This is a genomic window from Aquidulcibacter paucihalophilus (assembly GCF_002105465.1).
In the GTDB taxonomy this organism is placed as follows: domain Bacteria; phylum Pseudomonadota; class Alphaproteobacteria; order Caulobacterales; family Aquidulcibacteraceae; genus Aquidulcibacter; species Aquidulcibacter paucihalophilus.
Genome location: NZ_NCSQ01000174.1, coordinates 37769 through 57162 on the forward strand (window position 1 = coordinate 37769; position 19394 = coordinate 57162).

Here is a 19394-nt window from a genome sequence, read left to right on the forward strand (position 1 = left end):
ACCACGATTCGGCAAGACCAGTGGATAGACGATCGGCCACTGCAGGTCTGCAGCGCAGAGATCCCACAAGTTTTGGCTTTGCATCGGCACTGACTTGGTCCACACATAGGGCAAAACACGCTTAATGGGAGGCGATCATGGCGCACGTTTCAGAAGTACAAAAACCGCTCAATTCCGGCTTTGGGATGCGCTCATCGGCCATGGATGTCATCCAAGGTATAAATCTGGCTGGCAAGACGGCCGTGGTGACGGGCGGTTATTCTGGTCTGGGTCTGGAGACGGTGCGGGCGCTTGCCAGCGCTGGGGCACGCGTGATTGTCGCAGCTCGCCGCCCCGATACTGCCGCGACCGAACTTGCCGGTGTTGCTGGAAAGATTGAGATTGCCGCCCTCGACCTGAGTGATCCTGCCAGCATTGACGCCTTTGGCGCAAGCATGAGTGGCCCCATCCATATTTTGATCAATAATGCCGCCATTATGGCCAATCCCTTGACCCGCGACAGCCGGGGCTATGAGAGCCAATTTGCTACCAATCATTTGGGGCATTTCCAATTGGTGGGCCGGTTGTGGGACAATCTGGTGGCAGCCAAAGGGGCACGGGTTGTGTCGGTGTCCTCAATTGGTCACCGGATCGGTGGTGTGGATCTTTTAGACCCGAATTTTGAAACCACCCCCTATGACAAATGGCTGTCCTATGGCCGCGCCAAAAGCGCCAATAGCCTGTTTGCCGTAGAACTGGATGCGCGCGGCAAGGCCCATGGCATTCGCGCCTTCTCGGTCCATCCCGGGGGCATTATGACCAATCTGCAGCGCCATTTGCCCCAAGAAGAAATGATCGCCATGGGCTGGATGGATAAAGAGGGCAATCTGAGCCCGCTGTTCAAAACGCCCGAACAGGGGGCAGCCACCAGCGTGTGGTGCGCCACCTCGCCACAGCTTGAGGGGATCGGCGGGGTTTATTGCGAAGATTGCGACATTGCCAAGCGCTATGTCGAAGGCGGCAATCCCTATGGCGAGGTGCGCGATCATGCCGTGGACCAGAAGGCGGCGCACGAGCTATGGACTTTGTCAGAAAAATTAACTGGCGTTTCATACGGTTAGATCCAAAAATCATGAAATCCAATAAGAGTACCTAAAATAAGACTCGACAAGATCAAAACATGAACATAGGCTCGTTTCATTCGCAGCACTTTAAAAGGCAGGGCGTGTGATGAGATTAGATAAGTCTATGAAATTAATCGGGTTGTTAGGTGCTTTTGTCGCAATGACGGCCGCCGCCCCGCGTTTTGAGCGCGGGGAGACGGGGAAGGTCAGCAAAGTGCTGGACGGGGATAGTTTCATCCTCGACTCTGGGCTGGAGGTTCGTCTGGCGGAGGTGGAGGCACCACGCGTTCGCCCAGGTGATAGCTGGGGTCCACGGGCGACGCGCGAACTTGAAGGCCTGATCTTGGGCAAGAAGGTTGAGCTGCATTATGACGGCTTGAGGCGGGATCGTCGCGGGCGGGCCATCGCCCATGTCTTTGTGCCGCAGGGCTTAGGCAAAGAGCCTGTTTGGGTTCAATCAGATTTGCTCAAACAGGGTCTCGCGCGGGTCCATACCTATGCCGACAATCGCCGCGCGATTGGTGACCTGTGGCAGGCAGAGCGCGAAGCACGCCGGGCTGGTAAAGGCATCTGGACTGCAGGCCCCTATCAAGTCCGCTATGCCACGCCCGAGGCCCTTCAAGGCGGCCTCAACAGCTTTCAATTGATGGAAGGCAAAGTCGAAAAGGCCAGCCAGCGTGGCAAGGTGATCTTTTTAAACTTTGGCACAGACGACAAGTCCGACGTGACCGCCATTGTGCCCGAAACGGCCTTTGCGCGTTGGCGCGGTGGGGCTGGCGATATTCTGGCATTACAGGGCCGCACAATCCGCGTGCGCGGCTATGTGCGCAATTCCAATGGGCCGAGCGTTTGGGTCGACCATCCAGAGCAGATTGAGTTTATCATGGCCCCGGCCGCCCGGCGCCAGCAGACAAACCTAAAGCCGTGAGGTCTAAAGAAAGCTCGGCAGACTTCAAACTGGCGATACGGGCGGGCCACCCCGGCGGGCTTGGATCAGGCGCTTGGACCAGCCAGTCACTTCGCCCATGGCTTTGAGGGGTGACAGGTTTGGTTCGGCCGGATGACCGCGGCCGAGGCGGTAGAATTGGCTATAATACCAATATATGCCAGCAAAGCCTTGGATGGTGCGGATGAGTTTAATGGGCGACTTTGGTCCGAAGAAACCTGGCCGCTCTTGCAGTTTCTGCTCCCAAGCTGGCAAATGATCCGATGTGCCATCAAGCAGGGCGTTGGCGGCTTTCAGGACGATGGTCAAGGGCCGGGCGATGCCGATCACATTCACGCCTTCGTCTAAGGCAGCTTGCATGCCCGAAAGCGTGCGCAGGCCACCGGTGAGCATGATGGGCATGGTAACTTCGCGGCGTAAATTACGGGCAAAGTCGATGAAATAGGCTTCCCGCGCCAAAGTCGAAGCGCTTTTCATAGGCCTTGGGGCTGTCGGGTCGAGGCCCTCCATCCCCATCATCTCTGGGGCCTCATAATTGCCGCCGGAGACCTCCAGCAGATCGACGCCCAACTCTTGCAACCATTTAGCCACTTGCACGCTGTCTTCGGTCGTCAAGCCACCTTTTTGGAAGTCTGACGAATTGAGTTTTACCCCAATCGCAAAGCTGGGGCCCACCGCTGCGCGGGTCTGGCGCACCACCTCCAACAAAGGCCGCGCCCGATTTTCAAGCGGGCCGCCATAGAGGTCGCTGCGTTGATTGGCCAAGGGATTGAGAAATGACGACAAAAGATAGCCGTGGGCGGCGTGAATCTGGACGCCGGTAAAGCCGACCGCCTGACAAGTCAGCGCCGCCTGCACATAGGCGCTGATGGTGGCGGCAACTTCCGCTGCGCTCATGGCTTGGGGCTCGCCAAATTGGCCGCCGGGCAACCCTAATTTGACAGCCGAGGGTGCCTTGGGCGTTGGGTTGACCATTTTCTGGGTTTGCCGACCTGCATGGCTGATCTGGGCCCATAAATGCGTGCCCTGCGCGGTGCCCGCCTGTGTCCAAGCCCGCAAGGCTGCTTCGGCCTCTGGCGTGGGTGAAGCGGACAGGATGACATTGCCGGGCCGCTCTAAATGGTCCGCGTCGATGATGACATTGCCGGTAATCAGAAGGCCACAGCCACCATGCGCCCAGCCCTGATACAAGCGCACCAAGCCAGAGGTAGGCACACCCCGGCTATCGGCCAAGCCCTCGGTCATGGCCGCTTTGGCCAGACGGTTTTTTAAGACAGCCCCGCAAGGCAGCGTAAGAGGGGTCTGGATTGTCGTGGTCGCCATGGCAAACCTCCCGCTGAGCACAGATTATGGGATGGAGCCTTTGGCCTCATCCCAAAGGGCTTACATTTGCATGGCCCAGCCATCGACGGCTTTACCTGCTTCGCGCATGGCCTCCGACATGGTTGGGTGGGCATGACAGGTGCGGGCAATATCTTCAGCCGAAGCCCCAAATTCCATGGCAAGACAGGCCTCGCCAATCATTTCACCTACGCCGACGCCAATCATATGCACGCCCAGAATACGGCGGGTTTCAGCATGCTCGAGGATTTTCACAAAGCCATCGGTCTCATGATTGGTGCGGGCGCGGCTATTGGCCATGAAGGGGAATTTGCCGACCTTATAGGGCGTACCAGCCGTCTTTAATTCTTCTTCGGTTTTACCCACGCTTGCCACTTCTGGATTGGTATAGACCACGCCTGGAATGACGTCGAAATTCACATGGCCCGATTTGCCGGCCATGATTTCAGCCACAGCAGCCCCTTCTTCTTCGGCCTTATGCGCCAACATCGGGCCATAGGTCACATCGCCAATCACATAGACACCAGGCGCCGTCGTCGCCCAATGGGTGGAGGGAATAAAGCCGCGTGCATCGGTGGCAATACCCACCGTCTCAAGGCCCAGACCTTCTGTATAGGGTTTGCGACCAATCGAGACCAAAACAACATCGGCTTCCAGCACTTTGCTATCGCCGCCCTTGGCCGGTTCCACGGTGACTTTCACACCAGAGCCCGTATTTTCCACTTGGGTGACCTTGGTGCCCAGTTCAAAAATGATGCCCTGCTTCTTCAGGATGCGCATGAATTGCGTTGAGACTTCCCCGTCCATCGTCGGCGTGATGCGGTCGAGATATTCCACCACCGTCACTTCTGCCCCCAATCGACGCCAGACCGAACCCATTTCAAGGCCGATATAGCCCCCGCCAATGACAATCATCTTTTTGGGAACAGTAGTGAGCTTCAATGCGCCCGTGGACGACACAATGCGCTCTTCATCTATCGTCACGCCGGGTAATGACAAAATGTCAGACCCCGTGGCGATCACGATATTCTTAGTCGCAAGGCTGGAGACCGCACCATCAGCCGCAGTCACCGAGACTGTGCCTGGCCCCGCAATCGCACCTTTGCCAACCAGATAAGTGATCTTGTTCTTTTTCATCAAGAACTCAACGCCCTTGGTTAAACCATCGACGGCATCATCCTTCTGCGCCAGCATTTTTTCGAGATTGAGCGAGACGCCCGTCACCTCAATGCCCATATCGGCAAAGTGATGTTGGGCTGCTTCATAGGCTTCTGAGGCATGCAGCAAGGCTTTGGATGGGATACAACCCACATTCAGACAGGTGCCGCCCAAGCGGCCGCGCTTTTCGATAATGGCGGTCTTCAATCCCAGTTGGGCTGCCCGTATGGCGCAATTATAGCCCCCTGGACCGCCACCGATGATGACGACGTCAAACTGTTCTGCCATGAAACGCTCCTGATTGCATGATGTCAGCGACCGCTCTTACGCCCCTTGGGCGGCAATCGCTACTGAGGGATGGTTTAAATTCTGCAATTGGCCAACCCAAACCCTCTCAAGCCAAAGCGGTTGTGAGGGTAAGCCAGAAAAAGAGGGTAAAGCTGGCCAATAGAGCCACGCATTGGGCCGCATCCACCAAGCGCTCCATGGGTGTGGTCTTGTAGAGAATGAGGCGGATATCACGACACGTCATGAACAAGATGGAATCAATGGCAAGCGCAATGCCCAAGGCCCAAAAGGCCAAGGAACTTGAAAAAGCCAGTGCAACCAGACTTGTAACAAGGGCCCCAATCGAAACACGCCAAGCCGCGGCCCGCCACCCCATGGCATAATTGGCCATTAAGTCGAGGTGATGTTGCGGGGTCTCGGCCAAAGCTTCCGGGATCGGTCCCTCACCCTCGAGCACTTTGGTGACCTGTGACGACAGCCACAGCCCCAGGATGCTGGAGACCGCATAGAGAAAAACAATAATCCCGGCGAGGGTTAGCATGCCATCCATCCCAGCCCAAAAGCTTCAGCCACGGCGCGCGCGACCTGATTAGATGTCGAGCAACATACGTTCTGGATCTTCCAAGCACTCTTTCACGCGCACAAGGAAGGTCACGGCCTCTTTGCCATCCACAATGCGGTGATCATAAGACAAGGCCAGATACATCATCGGGCGAACGACGATCTGCCCCCCCACAACCATCGGACGATCTTGGATTTTATGCATGCCCAAAATACCCGACTGCGGCGCATTCAGGATTGGCGTGGACATGAGCGAACCATAAACCCCACCGTTGGAGATGGTGAAGGTGCCGCCCTGCATATCATCGATGCTCAAAGCGCCATCGCGCGCTTTTTTGCCGAGATCGGCAATGCCCTTTTCAATCCCGGCAAGGCCCAAATCTTCGGCATTGCGCAGAACAGGAACCACCAGACCCTTATCGGTGCCGACCGCGACGCCAATGTCATAGAAGTTCTTATAGATAATGTCGGTGCCGTCGATTTCGGCGTTTACAGCCGGCACGTCTTTCAAAGCGACGATACAGGCTTTTACAAAGAAGCTCATGAAGCCCAGTTTTGCGCCATGCTTCTTCTCAAAAATGTCTTTGTATTTGTTACGCACGGCCATGACATTGGTCATGTCGACTTCGTTGAAAGTCGTCAGCATGGCGGCGGTATTTTGTGCGTCTTTCAGACGGCGGGCGATGGTTTGACGCAGGCGCGTCATCTTCACACGCTCCTCGCGCGCACCCAAAGCCCGCGGGGCTGACGGGGCTGCAGCGACGGGGGCAGGGGCCGCAGCCAAAGCCGCCACAGCGGCCAAGGCATCGCCCTTGGTGATCCGGCCGTCCTTGCCGCTGCCGGTTACCGCACTGGCGGGCACACCTGCGGTTTCTAGGGCACGCGCAGCCGATGGCATCGGGTCATGCGTGGCGGCGGGTGCCGCTGCGGCCGGCGCAGGAGCTGCAACGGGGGCTGCAACGGGGGCTGGGGCGGGCTTGGCGGCAGCTGGGCTTGCGGCCGCACCGGCTTCTACCCGACCAATCACCATGCCGGGGGTTACGGTTGCGCCATCGGTTGCGAGGATTTCAGCCAGCACCCCATCGGCGGGTGCCACAACTTCCAGTGCAACCTTATCGGTTTCGATCTCGACCAGCAGCTCATCCTTTTTGACCGCATCACCGGCCTTTTTCGACCAAGAACCAATCGAGCCTTCGGCAACGGATTCTCCCATAACGGGGACGACGATATCGAGCATAAAACCTCCAGCGGAGTCAGAATGGTGAAGGGGCAACAGGCCCCAGGTAAGGATCGAAGACGAGTTTAGCCAGATGATTAGTAGGTCATCGCCTCATTGAGGAAGGTCTCAAGTTCGCGAATATGCTTCTTCATCAAACCAGCAGCGGTGGAGGCCGAAGCGGGGCGACCAACATAAGCCGCACGCTTGGCTTTATTCTTTGTTTTACCCAGAACCCATTCGATATTGGGCTCCATAAAGTTCCAAGCGCCCATGTTCTTTGGCTCTTCTTGGCACCAAATCACCTCGGCATTCTTGAAGCGCGACAATTCGGTAATCATGGACTTGGCCGGGAATGGATAGAGCTGTTCAACGCGCAGGATTACCACATCGGTCAAACCGCGCTTCTCGCGCTCTTCAAACAGATCATAATAGACTTTGCCCGAGCACAGAATGACGCGCTTGATCTCTGAATCTGGCTTCAGGGTCACGGCCGTGGTCTCAGGGCGGTAATGCGCATCATCCCACAAAATCCGGTGGAAGGAGGAGCCAGGACCCATTTCCGCCAGGGTCGAGACGCACCGCTTGTGGCGCAACAGCGACTTGGGCGACATCACGATCAAAGGCTTGCGGAACTGGCGATGAATCTGGCGGCGCAGCACATGGAAATAATTGGCTGGCGTCGTGCAATTGACCACTTGCATATTGTCTTCCGCGCACAGCTGCAGGAAGCGCTCCAAGCGGGCCGAGGAATGCTCTGGCCCTTGGCCTTCATAGCCATGTGGCAACAGCATCACCAAGCCACTCATGCGCAACCACTTCCGCTCACCCGAGCTGATGAACTGGTCAATAACGACTTGGGCCCCGTTCACGAAATCGCCGAACTGGCCTTCCCAAATGGTCAGGCTGTTGGGGGCAGACAGGGAATAGCCATATTCATAGCCCAACACCGCTTCTTCCGACAAAGCGCTGTCGATCACTTCATACTGGGCTTGGGCCGGCGAGATGTTATTGAGCGGCGTGTAACGCTGCTCGGTCAATTGGTCGACGAAATGGCTGTGGCGGTGCGAGAAAGTGCCACGGCAGGAATCTTGGCCCGACAGGCGCACGGGGAAGCCTTCGTCCAGCAACGAGGCAAAGGCCAAATGCTCTCCCAGAGCCCAATCAACATTCTCGCCCGTCTCAATCATCTTTTGACGCGCCTGCACCACGCGCTCCACCGTTTTGTGGATCGTCAAACCGGTCGGGATGTTGGTGATTTTGGTGCCCAAATCCTTCAACTTCTCAATCGAAAGATTGGTGTCGCCGCGGCGGTCTTCGCCCTCTGGCAACCCAAGGCCCGACCACACACCGTCCAGCCAATCGGCTTTATTGGGCTTATAGGTTTTGGCGGCCTCAAACTCGCTTTCGAGGAAGGCTTCAAATTCCTTGACTTCGGCTTCCACTTCTTCAGCGGTGACAATGCCCTGTTCGATCAAGCGCGCGGCATAAAGCTCCCGCGTTGGCTTTTGGTTCTTGATCTTGGCGTACATGACGGGGTTCGTCATGGTGGGATCATCGCCTTCATTATGGCCAAAGCGGCGATAGCAGAACATGTCGACCACCACGTCTTTGGCAAATTTCTGGCGATATTCGGTTGCCACTTTCGCCGCAAACACCACCGCCTCGGGATCATCGCCATTCACGTGGAAGATAGGGGCCGCCACCATCAAAGCCACGTCTGAGGGATAGGGCGACGAGCGCGAGAAGCGCGGTGCGGTGGTAAAGCCGATTTGGTTATTGACGATCAGATGGACCGTCCCGCCAGTGCGGTGGCCGCGAACGCCGGAAATCGCAAAGCATTCTGCCACCACGCCTTGGCCTGCAAAGGCCGCATCACCGTGCAACAAAAGCGGCATAACGGCGCGGAATTGATCAGCCTTCACAGGCCCGTGCGTCATCATTTTGGCGCGGCATTTGCCCAAAACGACTGGATTGACGATTTCGAGGTGGGATGGGTTTGGCGTCAGCGACAAGTGGACGCTATTGCCGTCAAACGCGCGGTCCGACGAAGCCCCCATATGATATTTCACGTCGCCCGAGCCATCCACATCATCTGGCGTGGCAGAGCCACCTTGGAATTCGTGGAAGATGACATGATAGGGTTTGCCCATCACAGCCGACAACACGTTCAAGCGGCCACGATGCGGCATGCCCAAAACAATGTCTTTCACGCCCAAATTGCCACCGCGCTTGATGATTTGTTCCATCGCGGGGATAAGCGCCTCGCCACCATCTAAGCCAAAGCGCTTGGTGCCGGGGAAACGCTTGTGCAGGAACTTCTCAAAGGTTTCTGCTTGGATGACTTTACTCAAGATCGCTTTTTTGCCTTCATTGGTGAAAGCAATGCTCTTGTCTGGGCCTTCGATCCGCTCTTGCAGCCACGACTTCTCCGCCGGGTCCGAAATGTGCATGAACTCAATACCGACCGTCGAACAATAAGTGCGGTTGAGGATGTCCAGCATCTGGCGGGGCGTGGCATATTCCATGCCGAGCACGAAATCGATGAAAATCGGCCGATCCATATCTTCAGGACCAAAACCGTAGGATTCAGGTTGCAGCTCTGGCTGGGGCTCACGGCCTTCATCGAGACCCAAGGGGTCGAGCTTCGCGGCCAAATGGCCCCGAATGCGGAAAGCGCGAATCATCATCAAAGCCTTGATGCTGTCGCGTGTGGCGCGCATCACATCAACTTCCGAGACGGGCTTACCGGCATTGGCAGGGGCGGCTGCGGCTTTTTCCGCCAGCTTCTTTTCGATCTTGGGCTCAATCAGCGCCCAATTGCCATCGAGCGTAGCGACCCATTCGCCGACTTCAGACTTAGGCCAGTCATTGCGCTTCCAAGAAGGACCGCTGGCAGCGCGTTGCGCGTCCCCTGCCCCATCCCCCATCCCGGCAAAGAAGCTGGCCCACGAGGCGTCAACCGAAGCGGGATTGGCCGCCCATTTGGCATATTGCTGTTCAATGAAAACAGCGTTGCCGCCATAGAGGAATGAGGTGTCGAGGAGTGCGGAATTTTGCGCACTGCGCATGTCGTCTGCCATAAGCCAACCGTCCATTCGTGGGGACGGTCGGTCAGGGCGAAGGAAGTCGGCCTTGCCCGGCCGTCACACATTTACTTCTATATAGTCATTCGCTTTTCAGGCGACTGCTTTATGTAAGCTTAAAGCACATCAACCCTTAAGAACTTCCAACAAAGTTGAACCCAATGCAGCAGGCGATGGTGCCACGCGAATACCTGCGGCTTCCATAGCTGCAATCTTATCTTCCGAACCACCCTTGCCACCGGCGATAATCGCACCAGCATGGCCCATGCGACGGCCTGGAGGCGCGGTACGACCTGCAATAAAGCCTGCCATTGGCTTTTTGCGGCCACGCTTGGCTTCATCAAGGATGAATTGAGCGGCATCTTCTTCGGCGCTGCCACCAATTTCACCAATCATAATGATCGACTGGGTTTCGGGGTCAGCCAAGAACATTTCCAACACGTCGATGAACTCCGTGCCCTTCACTGGGTCGCCACCAATACCAACCGCGGTTGTTTGGCCAAGACCAGCGTTTGAGGTTTGGAACACGGCTTCATAGGTTAAGGTGCCAGAACGCGACACGATGCCGACATTGCCCTTTTTAAAGATAGAGCCGGGCATGATGCCGATCTTGCACTCATCTGGGGTCAAGACGCCGGGGCAGTTTGGCCCAATGAGGCGCGACTTCGAACGCTCTAAGCGGCTTTTGACTTGCACCATGTCTGAAACAGGAATGCCCTCGGTGATGCAGACGATCAACTCAATCTCAGCTTCAATCGCTTCGATGATCGCAGCAGCGGCCCCCGGAGGTGGCACATAGATCACTGTCGCATCGGCCCCAGCCACATCCTTGGCTTCCTGAACCGAGTTGAACACAGGAAGGCCAAGATGGGTTTGCCCACCTTTTCCGGGACTGACCCCACCCGTCATGCGCGTGCCATAGGCAAGGGCTTGTTCGGAGTGGAAGGTGCCATTCTTCCCGGTGAAGCCCTGGCAGATTACCTTGGTTTCTTTGTTAATCAGGATCGACATGAGGCCCTCGGCTTACAACTAAGATGTTGGCCGCCGTGTTAGCGCAGCCCGCTCGACTTGCAAACCGAAAGAGGCGGTAATCGGGAGATGAATCTCACCTCGCCTTAGGGCAGGCACGCGATCCCAGCACCAAAGCTCTAGCCTGAGACCTTCAACAGGATCTTCCCAGCATGGCTATTGGCTTGCATTTTGGCTTGGGCGACTTCGGCATCTTCTAAGTCAAACACTGAATCCACAACGGGACGGACCAAACCCTTTGCCACCCAAGGCCAGACATGGGCCTCAACGGCGCGAGCGAGGCGCGCTTTTTCGGCGACCGGCCGCGCCCGCAAGGTCGAGCCGGTCAAGGTTAGGCGCTTCAGCATCAGGGCCATCAGGTTCAGGTCAACTTGCGGGCCTTGTAGAAAAGCGATTTGCACACACCGCCCATCCAGCTTCAGACAGTCGAGGTTTTGCTGAACATAGGCCCCGCCCACCATGTCGAGGATCACATCGACCCCGCCATCGGCTTTGACGACGTCGGCAAAGCTTTGGGCGCGGTAATCAATGGCAACGTCTGCGCCCAGCTTGGCGCAAAGCGCAGCCTTTTCAGCACCCCCTGCGGTGGCAAAGACTTTGGCGCCATGCGCTTTGGCCATTTGAATGGCGGTGGTGCCAATGCCCGAGGCCCCACCATGAACCAAAAAGGCCTCGCCGGGCTGCAGGGCTGCGCGCTCAAACACATTTGCCCAGACGGTCAGGACAGTTTCTGGCAGCGCTGCGGCCTCCAACAGGCTGATGCCTTCGGGCACAGCCATGCACGATCCTTCATCGGCCCACGCAAAATCGGCATAACCGCCACCGGGCAAAAGGGCGCACACTTTATCGCCTAGCTTCCAGTGCGAAACATCGGGGCCAAGTGCCACAATTTCGCCTGAACATTCTAAGCCCATGGTCTCAGGTGCGCCCTTTGGCGGGGGATAGGCACCCATGCGCTGGATCAAATCAGGCCGATTTATCCCCGCATAGGCGATTTTGATCAGGACTTGGCCGGGGCCTGCAACCGCCCGATCAATCTGTTCAACCCGCAAAGGGGCGCCTGGAGATGCAACAATCGCACGCATTTTATCAGGAAGGGCTGTCAAAATTGAGACTCCGGCGCCAAAATGGGATCAGGAGGCTACTCATGCTCGACGATGACCCATTCGCCAAGTCAAAACCCCAGTCCATACGCTTAGAGGATTTGTCGATCCGCGAGCTTCAAGAGCGCATTTCTGACCTCGAGGCGGAAATTCGGCAGATAAATGACCTAATTAAGGCGAAAGAAGGCAGCAAAAAGGCAGCGGATTCCTTTTTTAAGACAAGCTAGACCCAAAAACGGCACGACCTTTGCTGGAATGGCAACAGGAAGCACGGTGCTTCCGCCATTCTAACCGGCGCTCTGGGCTGGAGCTTTGGTTGCTGGAATGGGACTATTCGGGATTGAAATGGAAAAGGCCCCAAAATGGGGCTTTCCGGATCAAGCACTTGGCCCGCGGCAGTTTGCGGGTTAAAGACTGAGATTAAAGAAGGGCGGAATGCCGCATGTTGACGGAAGTTTCAAAACAGACCTTGGGTCAGAAAACAGCGTTTGATCGGATCGCAGATTTTGCGAGCTCGGACATTTTTGAACGTATGTTCCGCGAAGGCATGGACTTGGTCGAGGAAACCGCAGCCTATCTCGATGGCGATGGTCGCCAAGAGGCGCGTAACCTCGATCGCGCGGCAGCCTTGGCCTATGCGTCTGAAAGCATGCGTTTGACGACCCGTTTGATGCAAGCTGCATCATGGCTGTTGGTACATCGGGCTGTGCGCGAAGGCGAAATGACCGCGCGCGACGCTCATGATCCAAAATATCGTCTCGGCGCACGGACCGTGTGCAGCGCCGACAAGCAACCGTTGGCCGAATTGCCTGCCCGCCTGCTCGATCTTCTTGAACGCTCCAAGCGGCTTTATGATCGGGTAGATCGCATGGAAGTCAGCTTATTTGAAGCCAGCGAAACACCGGTAGAAAATCCGGTCAATGCCCAATTAATGCGGCTTCAGGCGGCGCTGGGTGCCTCTGACTGAACAAAGTCAGTTTCGCGATGTAAGTCGCACGCCGACATGGCGGCATCAATCGATGCCAACAGACTCGGCAAATGAATGGGCTTGGGCGCGTGGGCATCTGCCCCCGCCTGAATCTGCGCATCAATCTGATGTTGCAAGGCATTTGCTGTCAGCGCCACAATTGGGGTTCGCACGCGGCTTTCTTGGATCTCGACCGCTCGAATAGCCCGAATGGCCGATACCCCATCCATGACGGGCATCTGCATATCCATCAAAATCACGTCAAAATGATTGCTCTGCCACGCCTCTAAAGCCTCTTGGCCATTTTGTGCAAAAACCAAATCCATGCCGAAGCTGGATAAGAGGGCCTGTAAAACCAATTGATTGGTTTGATTGTCTTCGGCCACCAGCACGCGCAAAGGGTGGGCCGACGAAAGCTGCCCCGCATCCTCATGCTCTGGGCCAAGCAGTGGCTGGCTATGCGACAAAAGCTCGGGCTCATCCAAGGGCGCCGAGACGACTTTGAGCGGCAAGCTGCAGGTGAAAGTAGAGCCAATCCCAACTTGGCTGTCCACCGAAAGCACACCTCCCATTGCTTCGGTCATCGCCTTTACGATCGACAAGCCAAGCCCCGTGCCGCCATAGAGACGGGTGTGCGAGGAATCGGCTTGGGTGAATTTCTCAAACAAATGCGGCAAGCGCTCTGATGGAATGCCGATACCTGTATCCGCGACTGAAACCACCAATTCCCGCGCGGGCCCAAGCGTCAGTGAAATCGTGACCACACCAAGCTCGGTGAATTTGATGGCATTAGAGACCAAGTTAAACACGATTTGCCGCAAACGGGCGGGATCACCCAAGCGCCATTCGGTGGCATCGGGCGCGATCTGCACGCTCAACTGGATGTTTTTGGCTGACGCACGTGCGTCAAACAAATCAGCCGCAGAGGTCACCAGTTTTTCGGGATTGAACGGAATGGATTCAAGTTCGATCTTACCCGCTTCAATCTTCGACATGTCGAGAATGTCGTTCAGTAGCAGCAACAACATGTCGCTCGACTCACTCATGACCGACAGCATTTTGCGCTGGTCTTCTTTCATCGGCGTTTTCATCAAGGCTTGCGCCATGCCGATGACCCCGTTCATGGGGGTGCGAATTTCATGGCTCATCATCGCCAAGAATTCCGACTTAGCTTGGGCTGCATGCTCCGCACGAATCCGGGCGAGAGCATTTTCCTTAAACACGCTCAAAGCGCGGGCCATGCCACCAATTTCATCGGCCCGCTCTTGATAGGGCAGATCGATACTAAAGTCTGCCTGCGCGACTTTCCGCATTGCTTTGGTTAGATGGGCCAGAGGTTGGACCACCCCGTCGCGAACAACTGTCAACACCGCAAGCAGGGCGATTAAGAAGAGGCCAAGTGTTGCTGCTAGCACATAATTTTGGCTGGCTTCCAAGCGAGCAATTCGGACTTGCAACCCTCGGATCAGTTCCTGATTGGCGGCCAAGGCAGTCCGCACGACTGAGTTTCGAGCGATTTGCGCATTGGTTTGGGCATTGGCTGGGTCTGGATCCTCAATCAGGCTTTGAATTTCTTGCATGGTGGCAAGCTTTAAGTCAGCCAATCCGAGTTCGCGCGTACGGGCTGCATCAGACACCCGAACCGCGTCATCAATGGAGGCCTCAAAAGCCTGAGTCTTCGCATTCAGATTGCCTTGATGCTTGGCCACCAGCCGCCAGAATGAATTCTCTGCTGTCACGCCCGGCTCATGCATATGGGCCTTGGCCGACCCATAATAACCAATCTTTTCAATCAGCGGTGTCGCATGGAAAGCAACAGCCTGCATGAGATAGAAGGTTGAAAGTTCTGTATCGAGGACGAGATTTGAGCGTTCCACCACCCGAACGAAATGTCTCTGACTGGCCGCGAGGATGTCGCGAACCCGCGCTGGATCATAGACTTTCATGTCTTTCAGATCACTGACAGCCGCCTTCACGGCGGCAAAATCATCTTGAAACTGCAACGTGTGGGGCGCCCGGGCGCGGGCTTCCAACACCTTTTCGAGAGCAGGCTGAAGGTTTTGCGGGGCAGGCTTTTCGTCAGCCAAAGACGAGGCGGCATTCGCCATGGTGGCATGCAAAAACAGCAAGGGCTCTAAATAACGTGCGCCATCGAGCTCTGCTTGTGAGAACGCAATTTCCTGATTTTGCTTTTGAATAAGTTGTGCCGTCAAAAAACAGACCGGCAAAGCAAATAGAATGAACGCAAGTGCGAGACGGCGTGCAATAGAACGAGATACAAAAGAAAAAAGCGCCCGGAGCATCCCAAGCGCTTTAACCTATCTGCGTAACTATCCAGTTAAACCAACCGGATAAATGCCTACTTCTTCATGAAACCGGCAAACTTGTCCTTGAAGCGGGCAACGCGGCCACCGCGGTCAAGAAGCGTGTTGGTCGAACCAGTCCATGCAGGATGCACGCTTGGGTCGATGTCCAACGACAAAGACTTGCCCTCGCCACCAATGGTCGAGCGGGTTTTATAAGTGGTCCCATTGGTCATCACGATGGTGATGAAATCATAGTTAGGGTGTGTATCGGCTTTCATCTTCGTGTCCTGCGCGCAGGCCCGGATCGGGCGCGCGGTGTTGAGAGCGGCTTTGAACCAAATAGAGCGGCGCGGTTAGAGGAAAATCGCCTCTGAGTCTAGTGTGGCGCGCAGGTCGTGCGCAGAGGACAGGCAATCAATTTAACTGCTGACAATATTTCACGTGGGGCGCGCGCGTGCTAACTCCCTGCCCATGACCGATACCCCTGCCAGCCGCGTCGTCGAGGATCGTCCCAGTCGCGGTGCCCTACAAGCCGAATTGACCGCTGATGCCGCCGCCAAACGGGGCCGCAGCTCTGACTTGCGGCCGCTGACGCGCCTGATCCCCTATATCCAGCGCCGTCCAAAAGACCTTGCCGCCGCAGCCATCTTCCTACTGCTTGCCGCTGCCGCTACCCTCGCCTTGCCTGTTGCTGCCCGCGCACTGGTTGACCGCGGCTTTGCGACGGCTACGCCAGAAGCGGTCAATCAGTGGTTTTTGATGCTGGTGGCCGTGGCACTGTGCATGGCGGTCTTCTCAGCCTCGCGCTTTTATTTCGTGACAAAACTGGGGGAACGCGTCGTCGCCGACCTGCGCGCCGATGTCTATGACCGCCTGATCGGCCTATCGCCTTCGTATTTCGCGCGCGTTCGCACGGGCGAAGCTCTGTCGCGCCTGACGGTCGACGCCACATTGATTGAGTCACTGGTTGGCTCTTCAGCCTCAATTGCCATTCGCAACTTGGTGATGCTGGCGGGTGGTTTGTCGATGATGGTGGTGACGAGCCTAAAACTCACCTTCATGGTCTTGCTGATTATCCCCTTGGTTTTGGTGCCCTTATTTACCATTGGCCGCCGCGTGCGGGCGCTTTCCACCTCTGCCCAAGACCGTGTTGCAGAAGCCGCTGCTGAGGCGTCCGAAAGCCTAGACGCGGTTGAAACCGTGCAAGCCTTTGGTCGGGAAGATTATGCGCGTTCCCGCTTTCGACAGGCGATTGAGACAAGCTTTGCCGCCGCCCGCCGCCGGATTGCCGCCCGCAGCCTGATGACAGCTGTGGCGATTGCCATTGTGTTTTGCGGGATTTCCTTTGTGCTGTGGGAAGGCACGCGCTCGGTTTTAGCGGGCTCGATGACGCCAGGGGCCCTAACGCAATTTGTCATCCTCTCGGTCCTGACCGGGTCGGGTGTTGGGGCCTTGGCAGAAGTTTGGGGCGATGTGCAAAAAGCGGCCGGTGCGACCCAGCGCTTGTCAGAAATCCTGGATGAAGTGCCGGAAATTGCTGCCCCAGCCATCCCTGTCGCCTTCCCGGCGGAGGCACCAGGCCTAGTCTCTTTCAAGGATGTGGCATTTGCCTATCCCAGCGATGGCGAGCGTAGCGCGCTCAAAGGTGTGAGCTTTGAGGTAAAGCCCGGCCAGACAGTGGCGATTGTTGGCCCGTCTGGGGCTGGTAAGTCGACCTTGTTCAAGCTTTTGTTGCGCTATTATGACCCCGCCTCTGGTGCGATTGAAGTGGATGGGATTGATGCGCGCGATACAGACCCCATCACCTGGCGGCACCGCTTTGCCTATGTGTCGCAGAATCCAGATTTATTCACCGGCACGGCGATGGACAATATCGTGTTCGGCAATGAAGGCGCGACCGCCGACATGGCCCAAGATGCCGCACGCCGGGCAGAGGCAGAACCCTTTATTCTTGCCCGCTTGGGTGGCTATGACAAAGCCATTGGCGATCGGGGGCGCGCCCTGTCAGGCGGGGAGCGTCAGCGTCTGGCGATTGCCCGCGCCCTCGTTCGTGATGCCCCTGTCCTTTTGCTGGACGAGGCAACCAGTGCGCTGGATGCTGAAAACGAGCGCTTAGTGCAAAAGGCCTTTGACGAGGCCATGGCCAACCGTACGACTTTGGTGATCGCCCACCGGCTCGCCACCGTTCAACGCGCCGACTGGATCATTGTGTTGGAAGACGGAAAAGTTGCCGAACAAGGCACGCACAGTGAATTGGTGGCCAAAGGTGGCCTCTATGCCCATCTCGCAAAGCTACAATTTGAAACCCAAACTCAGGCGTGAAAGTCAGGTTGATGAAACCCTCACAGATTATTCTTCTAACCGGTGTCGCGATTGTTGGGATCCTGTCCTACACGTGGTTCCGCACGGCGGCCCGCGCGGGTGAATTCACCACCTTGGTCCCCGTTTTTGATGGCAGCTGTGTTGATATAGCCGGCATGCCGGGCGCAGAGGATATGGCGATTGATCGTACCAATGGGCGTATCTATGTGGCGTCCGATGACCGCCGCGCAGCCGCGCAGGGCAAGCCCGTTCGCGGCGCGATTTACAGCCTGCCCGTCGCCAGCTTGGCAAGCCCGGGGCCACTGAAGGACCTGACCGGCGGCCAGCCCGCAGCTTTCCATCCCCATGGCACCTCCTTATTCCGGGGACCAGACGGCAAAGTGACGCTGATGGTGGTAAACCATCCCAAGGGGACGATGGATCCTAGCGGAACCACGGTTGAGATCTTTGATGCGCAAGCCGATGGCAGCTTGAAATTACGCCGCACCGTGTCGGTCCAAGGCCTCACCCGTATCAATGACATTGTGGCTACGGGCGAAAATAGCTTTTACGCCACCAGCGAAAGCGATCTGGAGCGGGGCTCTTTATCGGAGAGCTTGAGCTTTATCACAGGCGATGATCGCAGCGGTGCGATTTGGTACTTTGATGGCAGTGCAGGCAAAAAATTGGAAGGCGGGCTGGGCTTTGCCAATTCGCTGGCACTCTCCAACGATGGCAAGACACTTTATGCCAGCGCTACCCTAAGCCGCAGCATTTTCCTCTATGATCGCGACCCCGCCACAGGGGCAATCAAACGGCGTGATGCCGCGTTGCTGGGCACGGGGATCGACAATCTCGACGTCGATCCAGAGGGCATTGTGTGGATGGCCGCCCATCCCAAAATGCTCAGCTTTATTCAACATGCGGGTAATCCCGCCAAGCCTTCTCCCAGCCAGATCTTAATCCTAGAGCCCTCGCCCACCGGCAAAGGTGGCAAGATTGATCAAGTCTATCTCAAGGACGGCAAGGACGGCTTCTCGGGTGCCTCGGTCGCTATTCGGTCGGGCTCGACCATGGTGTTGGGCAGCGTGTTCGAAAAGTCCGTGCGGGTTTGCCAATTGCCGAAAGTGTGGCGTCAGTCCGAGAGCCACCCGGCCCAACGCCTCTTGGATACCGAGCGCGATGAGCTGAAAAAAGAGGCTGAGAAGGCCGCAAAAGCAGGCGCGGCTGAACCGGCCAAATAGGGGCGGCTTATGCGGGGTCATGCCTTCCAGCTCCATAAGACCCCAGTTGTGGCCTTGGCAGAGGCTGCGCTGTTTCTGCCGCGGACGCAGACCCTCATCGTTTCGGACCTGCATTTTGAAAAGGGGTCTGCCTTTGCTATGAGGAGGGTGATGTTGCCGCCGTTTGATACGGCAGAGACCCTGCGGCGGCTGGAGGTTCTGATCGCGCAGCTCGCCCCCAAAGTGCTGATCGCCTTGGGCGATAGCTTCCATGATTTGGGTGCAGGCGACCGACTAGCCCACACAGATCGGGCCAAGCTGGAAAACTTGGTCAGCCAAGCTGAAACCATTTGGATTGAGGGCAATCATGACCCAGAGCCCCCCGTTTGGCTGGCGGGGCAGCGCACCCATGAACTGGTTCATGACGGTTTGGTGTTTCGGCATGAACCGACTGGCGACGTCGCGGGCGAGGTGGCGGGACATTTGCACCCCTGCGCCCGGGTGACGGGTAAGCGCGGCGGCAGTATCCGGCGACGCTGCTTTGTAACCGATGGCCGCAGCCTGATCATGCCCGCCTTTGGGGCCTTTACCGGTGGCCTCAATCTGTTTGACCCAGCCTTTGAGGGTCTGTTCCATGGCCCGGTCCACGCACTGATGCCCAGCGGATCGGGCGCCACGGCCAAAGTGCATGCGATTGCCGCCAAGAACCTAACACGCGCACATTAAACGATCTTGGTTGAGCCGCTGGCACATGACCTGCGAGTAG

Annotated in this window: 16 protein-coding genes; 7 read left to right on the forward strand and 9 right to left on the reverse strand. The window is 56.8% G+C overall.

From position 1 onward, the window contains the following. Positions 1-137: 137 nt before the first annotated feature. The gene (locus tag B7364_RS16750; protein WP_085341197.1) at positions 138-1100 is read left to right on the forward strand and encodes an oxidoreductase; all 963 of its coding nucleotides are present in this window, start codon (positions 138-140) and stop codon (positions 1098-1100) included. 127 nt (positions 1101-1227) lie between these two features. After that, positions 1228-2031 carry a thermonuclease family protein gene (locus B7364_RS16755; RefSeq protein ID WP_157893767.1) on the forward strand — a complete coding sequence of 268 codons (804 nt, stop codon included), beginning with the start codon at positions 1228-1230 and terminating at the stop codon, positions 2029-2031. Between the two features lie 24 nt (positions 2032-2055). On the opposite strand, the gene B7364_RS16760 is transcribed toward B7364_RS16755, so the two are convergent. The 7 genes from B7364_RS16760 to B7364_RS16790 form a co-directional block, all read right to left on the reverse strand. Next, positions 2056-3372, reverse strand: a complete 1317-nt coding sequence (locus B7364_RS16760) for an NADH:flavin oxidoreductase/NADH oxidase family protein (protein ID WP_085341199.1) — start codon at positions 3370-3372, stop codon at positions 2056-2058. 60 nt (positions 3373-3432) lie between these two features. Next, positions 3433-4836: a dihydrolipoyl dehydrogenase gene (gene lpdA, locus B7364_RS16765; protein WP_085341200.1), complete on the reverse strand. Its 1404-nt coding sequence runs from the start codon at positions 4834-4836 to the stop codon at positions 3433-3435. A 106-nt stretch (positions 4837-4942) separates the two neighbouring features. Continuing rightward, positions 4943-5377, reverse strand: coding sequence for a hypothetical protein (locus B7364_RS16770; protein ID WP_157893768.1), 435 nt, complete (start codon positions 5375-5377; stop codon positions 4943-4945). A 48-nt stretch (positions 5378-5425) separates the two neighbouring features. After that, positions 5426-6634, reverse strand: a complete 1209-nt coding sequence (gene odhB, locus B7364_RS16775; RefSeq protein ID WP_085341202.1) for a 2-oxoglutarate dehydrogenase complex dihydrolipoyllysine-residue succinyltransferase — start codon at positions 6632-6634, stop codon at positions 5426-5428. Between the two features lie 77 nt (positions 6635-6711). Next, complete coding sequence (locus tag B7364_RS16780; protein ID WP_085341360.1) at positions 6712-9696, reverse strand: 2-oxoglutarate dehydrogenase E1 component; 2985 nt, start codon at positions 9694-9696, stop codon at positions 6712-6714. 129 nt (positions 9697-9825) lie between these two features. Beyond that, positions 9826-10710 carry a succinate--CoA ligase subunit alpha gene (sucD, locus tag B7364_RS16785; protein ID WP_085341203.1) on the reverse strand — a complete coding sequence of 295 codons (885 nt, stop codon included), beginning with the start codon at positions 10708-10710 and terminating at the stop codon, positions 9826-9828. Positions 10711-10847: 137 nt separating this feature from the next. After that, positions 10848-11834 (reverse strand): NAD(P)H-quinone oxidoreductase, encoded by a 987-nt coding sequence (locus B7364_RS16790; protein WP_085341204.1) that lies wholly within the window; start codon positions 11832-11834, stop codon positions 10848-10850. Between the two features lie 41 nt (positions 11835-11875). Here B7364_RS16790 and B7364_RS16795 point away from each other — a divergent pair, with 41 nt between their 5' ends. Beyond that, complete coding sequence (locus B7364_RS16795) at positions 11876-12058, forward strand: DUF1192 domain-containing protein (RefSeq protein ID WP_106407676.1); 183 nt, start codon at positions 11876-11878, stop codon at positions 12056-12058. A 215-nt stretch (positions 12059-12273) separates the two neighbouring features. Then, positions 12274-12798, forward strand: coding sequence for a protease adaptor protein RcdA (gene rcdA, locus B7364_RS16800; RefSeq protein ID WP_085341205.1), 525 nt, complete (start codon positions 12274-12276; stop codon positions 12796-12798). Here the strand turns inward: rcdA and B7364_RS16805 are convergent. Next, positions 12771-15011: an ATP-binding protein gene (locus B7364_RS16805; RefSeq protein WP_198534306.1), complete on the reverse strand. Its 2241-nt coding sequence runs from the start codon at positions 15009-15011 to the stop codon at positions 12771-12773. The two genes, rcdA and B7364_RS16805, sit on opposite strands and share 28 nt — an antisense overlap. A 146-nt stretch (positions 15012-15157) precedes the next feature. Further along, entirely contained in the window at positions 15158-15382 is a 225-nt protein-coding gene (rpmE, locus tag B7364_RS16810; protein WP_085341207.1) for a 50S ribosomal protein L31, read from the reverse strand. A 193-nt stretch (positions 15383-15575) separates the two neighbouring features. On the opposite strand from rpmE, the gene B7364_RS16815 reads away from it, so the two are divergent. The 3 genes from B7364_RS16815 to pdeM are packed head-to-tail and all read left to right on the forward strand — an operon-like array spanning position 15576 to position 19354. Continuing rightward, positions 15576-17426: an ABC transporter transmembrane domain-containing protein gene (locus B7364_RS16815; RefSeq protein WP_085341208.1), complete on the forward strand. Its 1851-nt coding sequence runs from the start codon at positions 15576-15578 to the stop codon at positions 17424-17426. Between the two features lie 11 nt (positions 17427-17437). Further along, positions 17438-18649: an SMP-30/gluconolactonase/LRE family protein gene (locus B7364_RS16820; protein WP_085341209.1), complete on the forward strand. Its 1212-nt coding sequence runs from the start codon at positions 17438-17440 to the stop codon at positions 18647-18649. A gap of 9 nt (positions 18650-18658) precedes the next feature. After that, positions 18659-19354, forward strand: a complete 696-nt coding sequence (gene pdeM, locus B7364_RS16825) for a ligase-associated DNA damage response endonuclease PdeM (protein WP_085341210.1) — start codon at positions 18659-18661, stop codon at positions 19352-19354. The last annotated feature ends 40 nt before the right edge of the window (positions 19355-19394 follow it).

What these genes read in the sequence shown, in the direction of transcription:
- B7364_RS16750 (WP_085341197.1), top strand. Translation starts at nt 138, where the DNA reads ATGGCGCACGTTTCAGAAGTACAAAAACCGCTCAATTCCGGCTTTGGG.
- B7364_RS16755 (WP_157893767.1), top strand. Translation starts at nt 1,228, where the DNA reads ATGAAATTAATCGGGTTGTTAGGTGCTTTTGTCGCAATGACGGCCGCC.
- B7364_RS16760 (WP_085341199.1), bottom strand. Translation starts at nt 3,372, where the DNA reads ATGGCGACCACGACAATCCAGACCCCTCTTACGCTGCCTTGCGGGGCT.
- lpdA (WP_085341200.1), bottom strand. Translation starts at nt 4,836, where the DNA reads ATGGCAGAACAGTTTGACGTCGTCATCATCGGTGGCGGTCCAGGGGGC.
- B7364_RS16770 (WP_157893768.1), bottom strand. Translation starts at nt 5,377, where the DNA reads ATGCTAACCCTCGCCGGGATTATTGTTTTTCTCTATGCGGTCTCCAGC.
- odhB (WP_085341202.1), bottom strand. Translation starts at nt 6,634, where the DNA reads ATGCTCGATATCGTCGTCCCCGTTATGGGAGAATCCGTTGCCGAAGGC.
- B7364_RS16780 (WP_085341360.1), bottom strand. Translation starts at nt 9,696, where the DNA reads ATGGCAGACGACATGCGCAGTGCGCAAAATTCCGCACTCCTCGACACC.
- sucD (WP_085341203.1), bottom strand. Translation starts at nt 10,710, where the DNA reads ATGTCGATCCTGATTAACAAAGAAACCAAGGTAATCTGCCAGGGCTTC.
- B7364_RS16795 (WP_106407676.1), top strand. Translation starts at nt 11,876, where the DNA reads ATGCTCGACGATGACCCATTCGCCAAGTCAAAACCCCAGTCCATACGC.
- rcdA (WP_085341205.1), top strand. Translation starts at nt 12,274, where the DNA reads ATGTTGACGGAAGTTTCAAAACAGACCTTGGGTCAGAAAACAGCGTTT.
- rpmE (WP_085341207.1), bottom strand. Translation starts at nt 15,382, where the DNA reads ATGAAAGCCGATACACACCCTAACTATGATTTCATCACCATCGTGATG.
- B7364_RS16815 (WP_085341208.1), top strand. Translation starts at nt 15,576, where the DNA reads ATGACCGATACCCCTGCCAGCCGCGTCGTCGAGGATCGTCCCAGTCGC.
- B7364_RS16820 (WP_085341209.1), top strand. Translation starts at nt 17,438, where the DNA reads ATGAAACCCTCACAGATTATTCTTCTAACCGGTGTCGCGATTGTTGGG.
- pdeM (WP_085341210.1), top strand. Translation starts at nt 18,659, where the DNA reads ATGCGGGGTCATGCCTTCCAGCTCCATAAGACCCCAGTTGTGGCCTTG.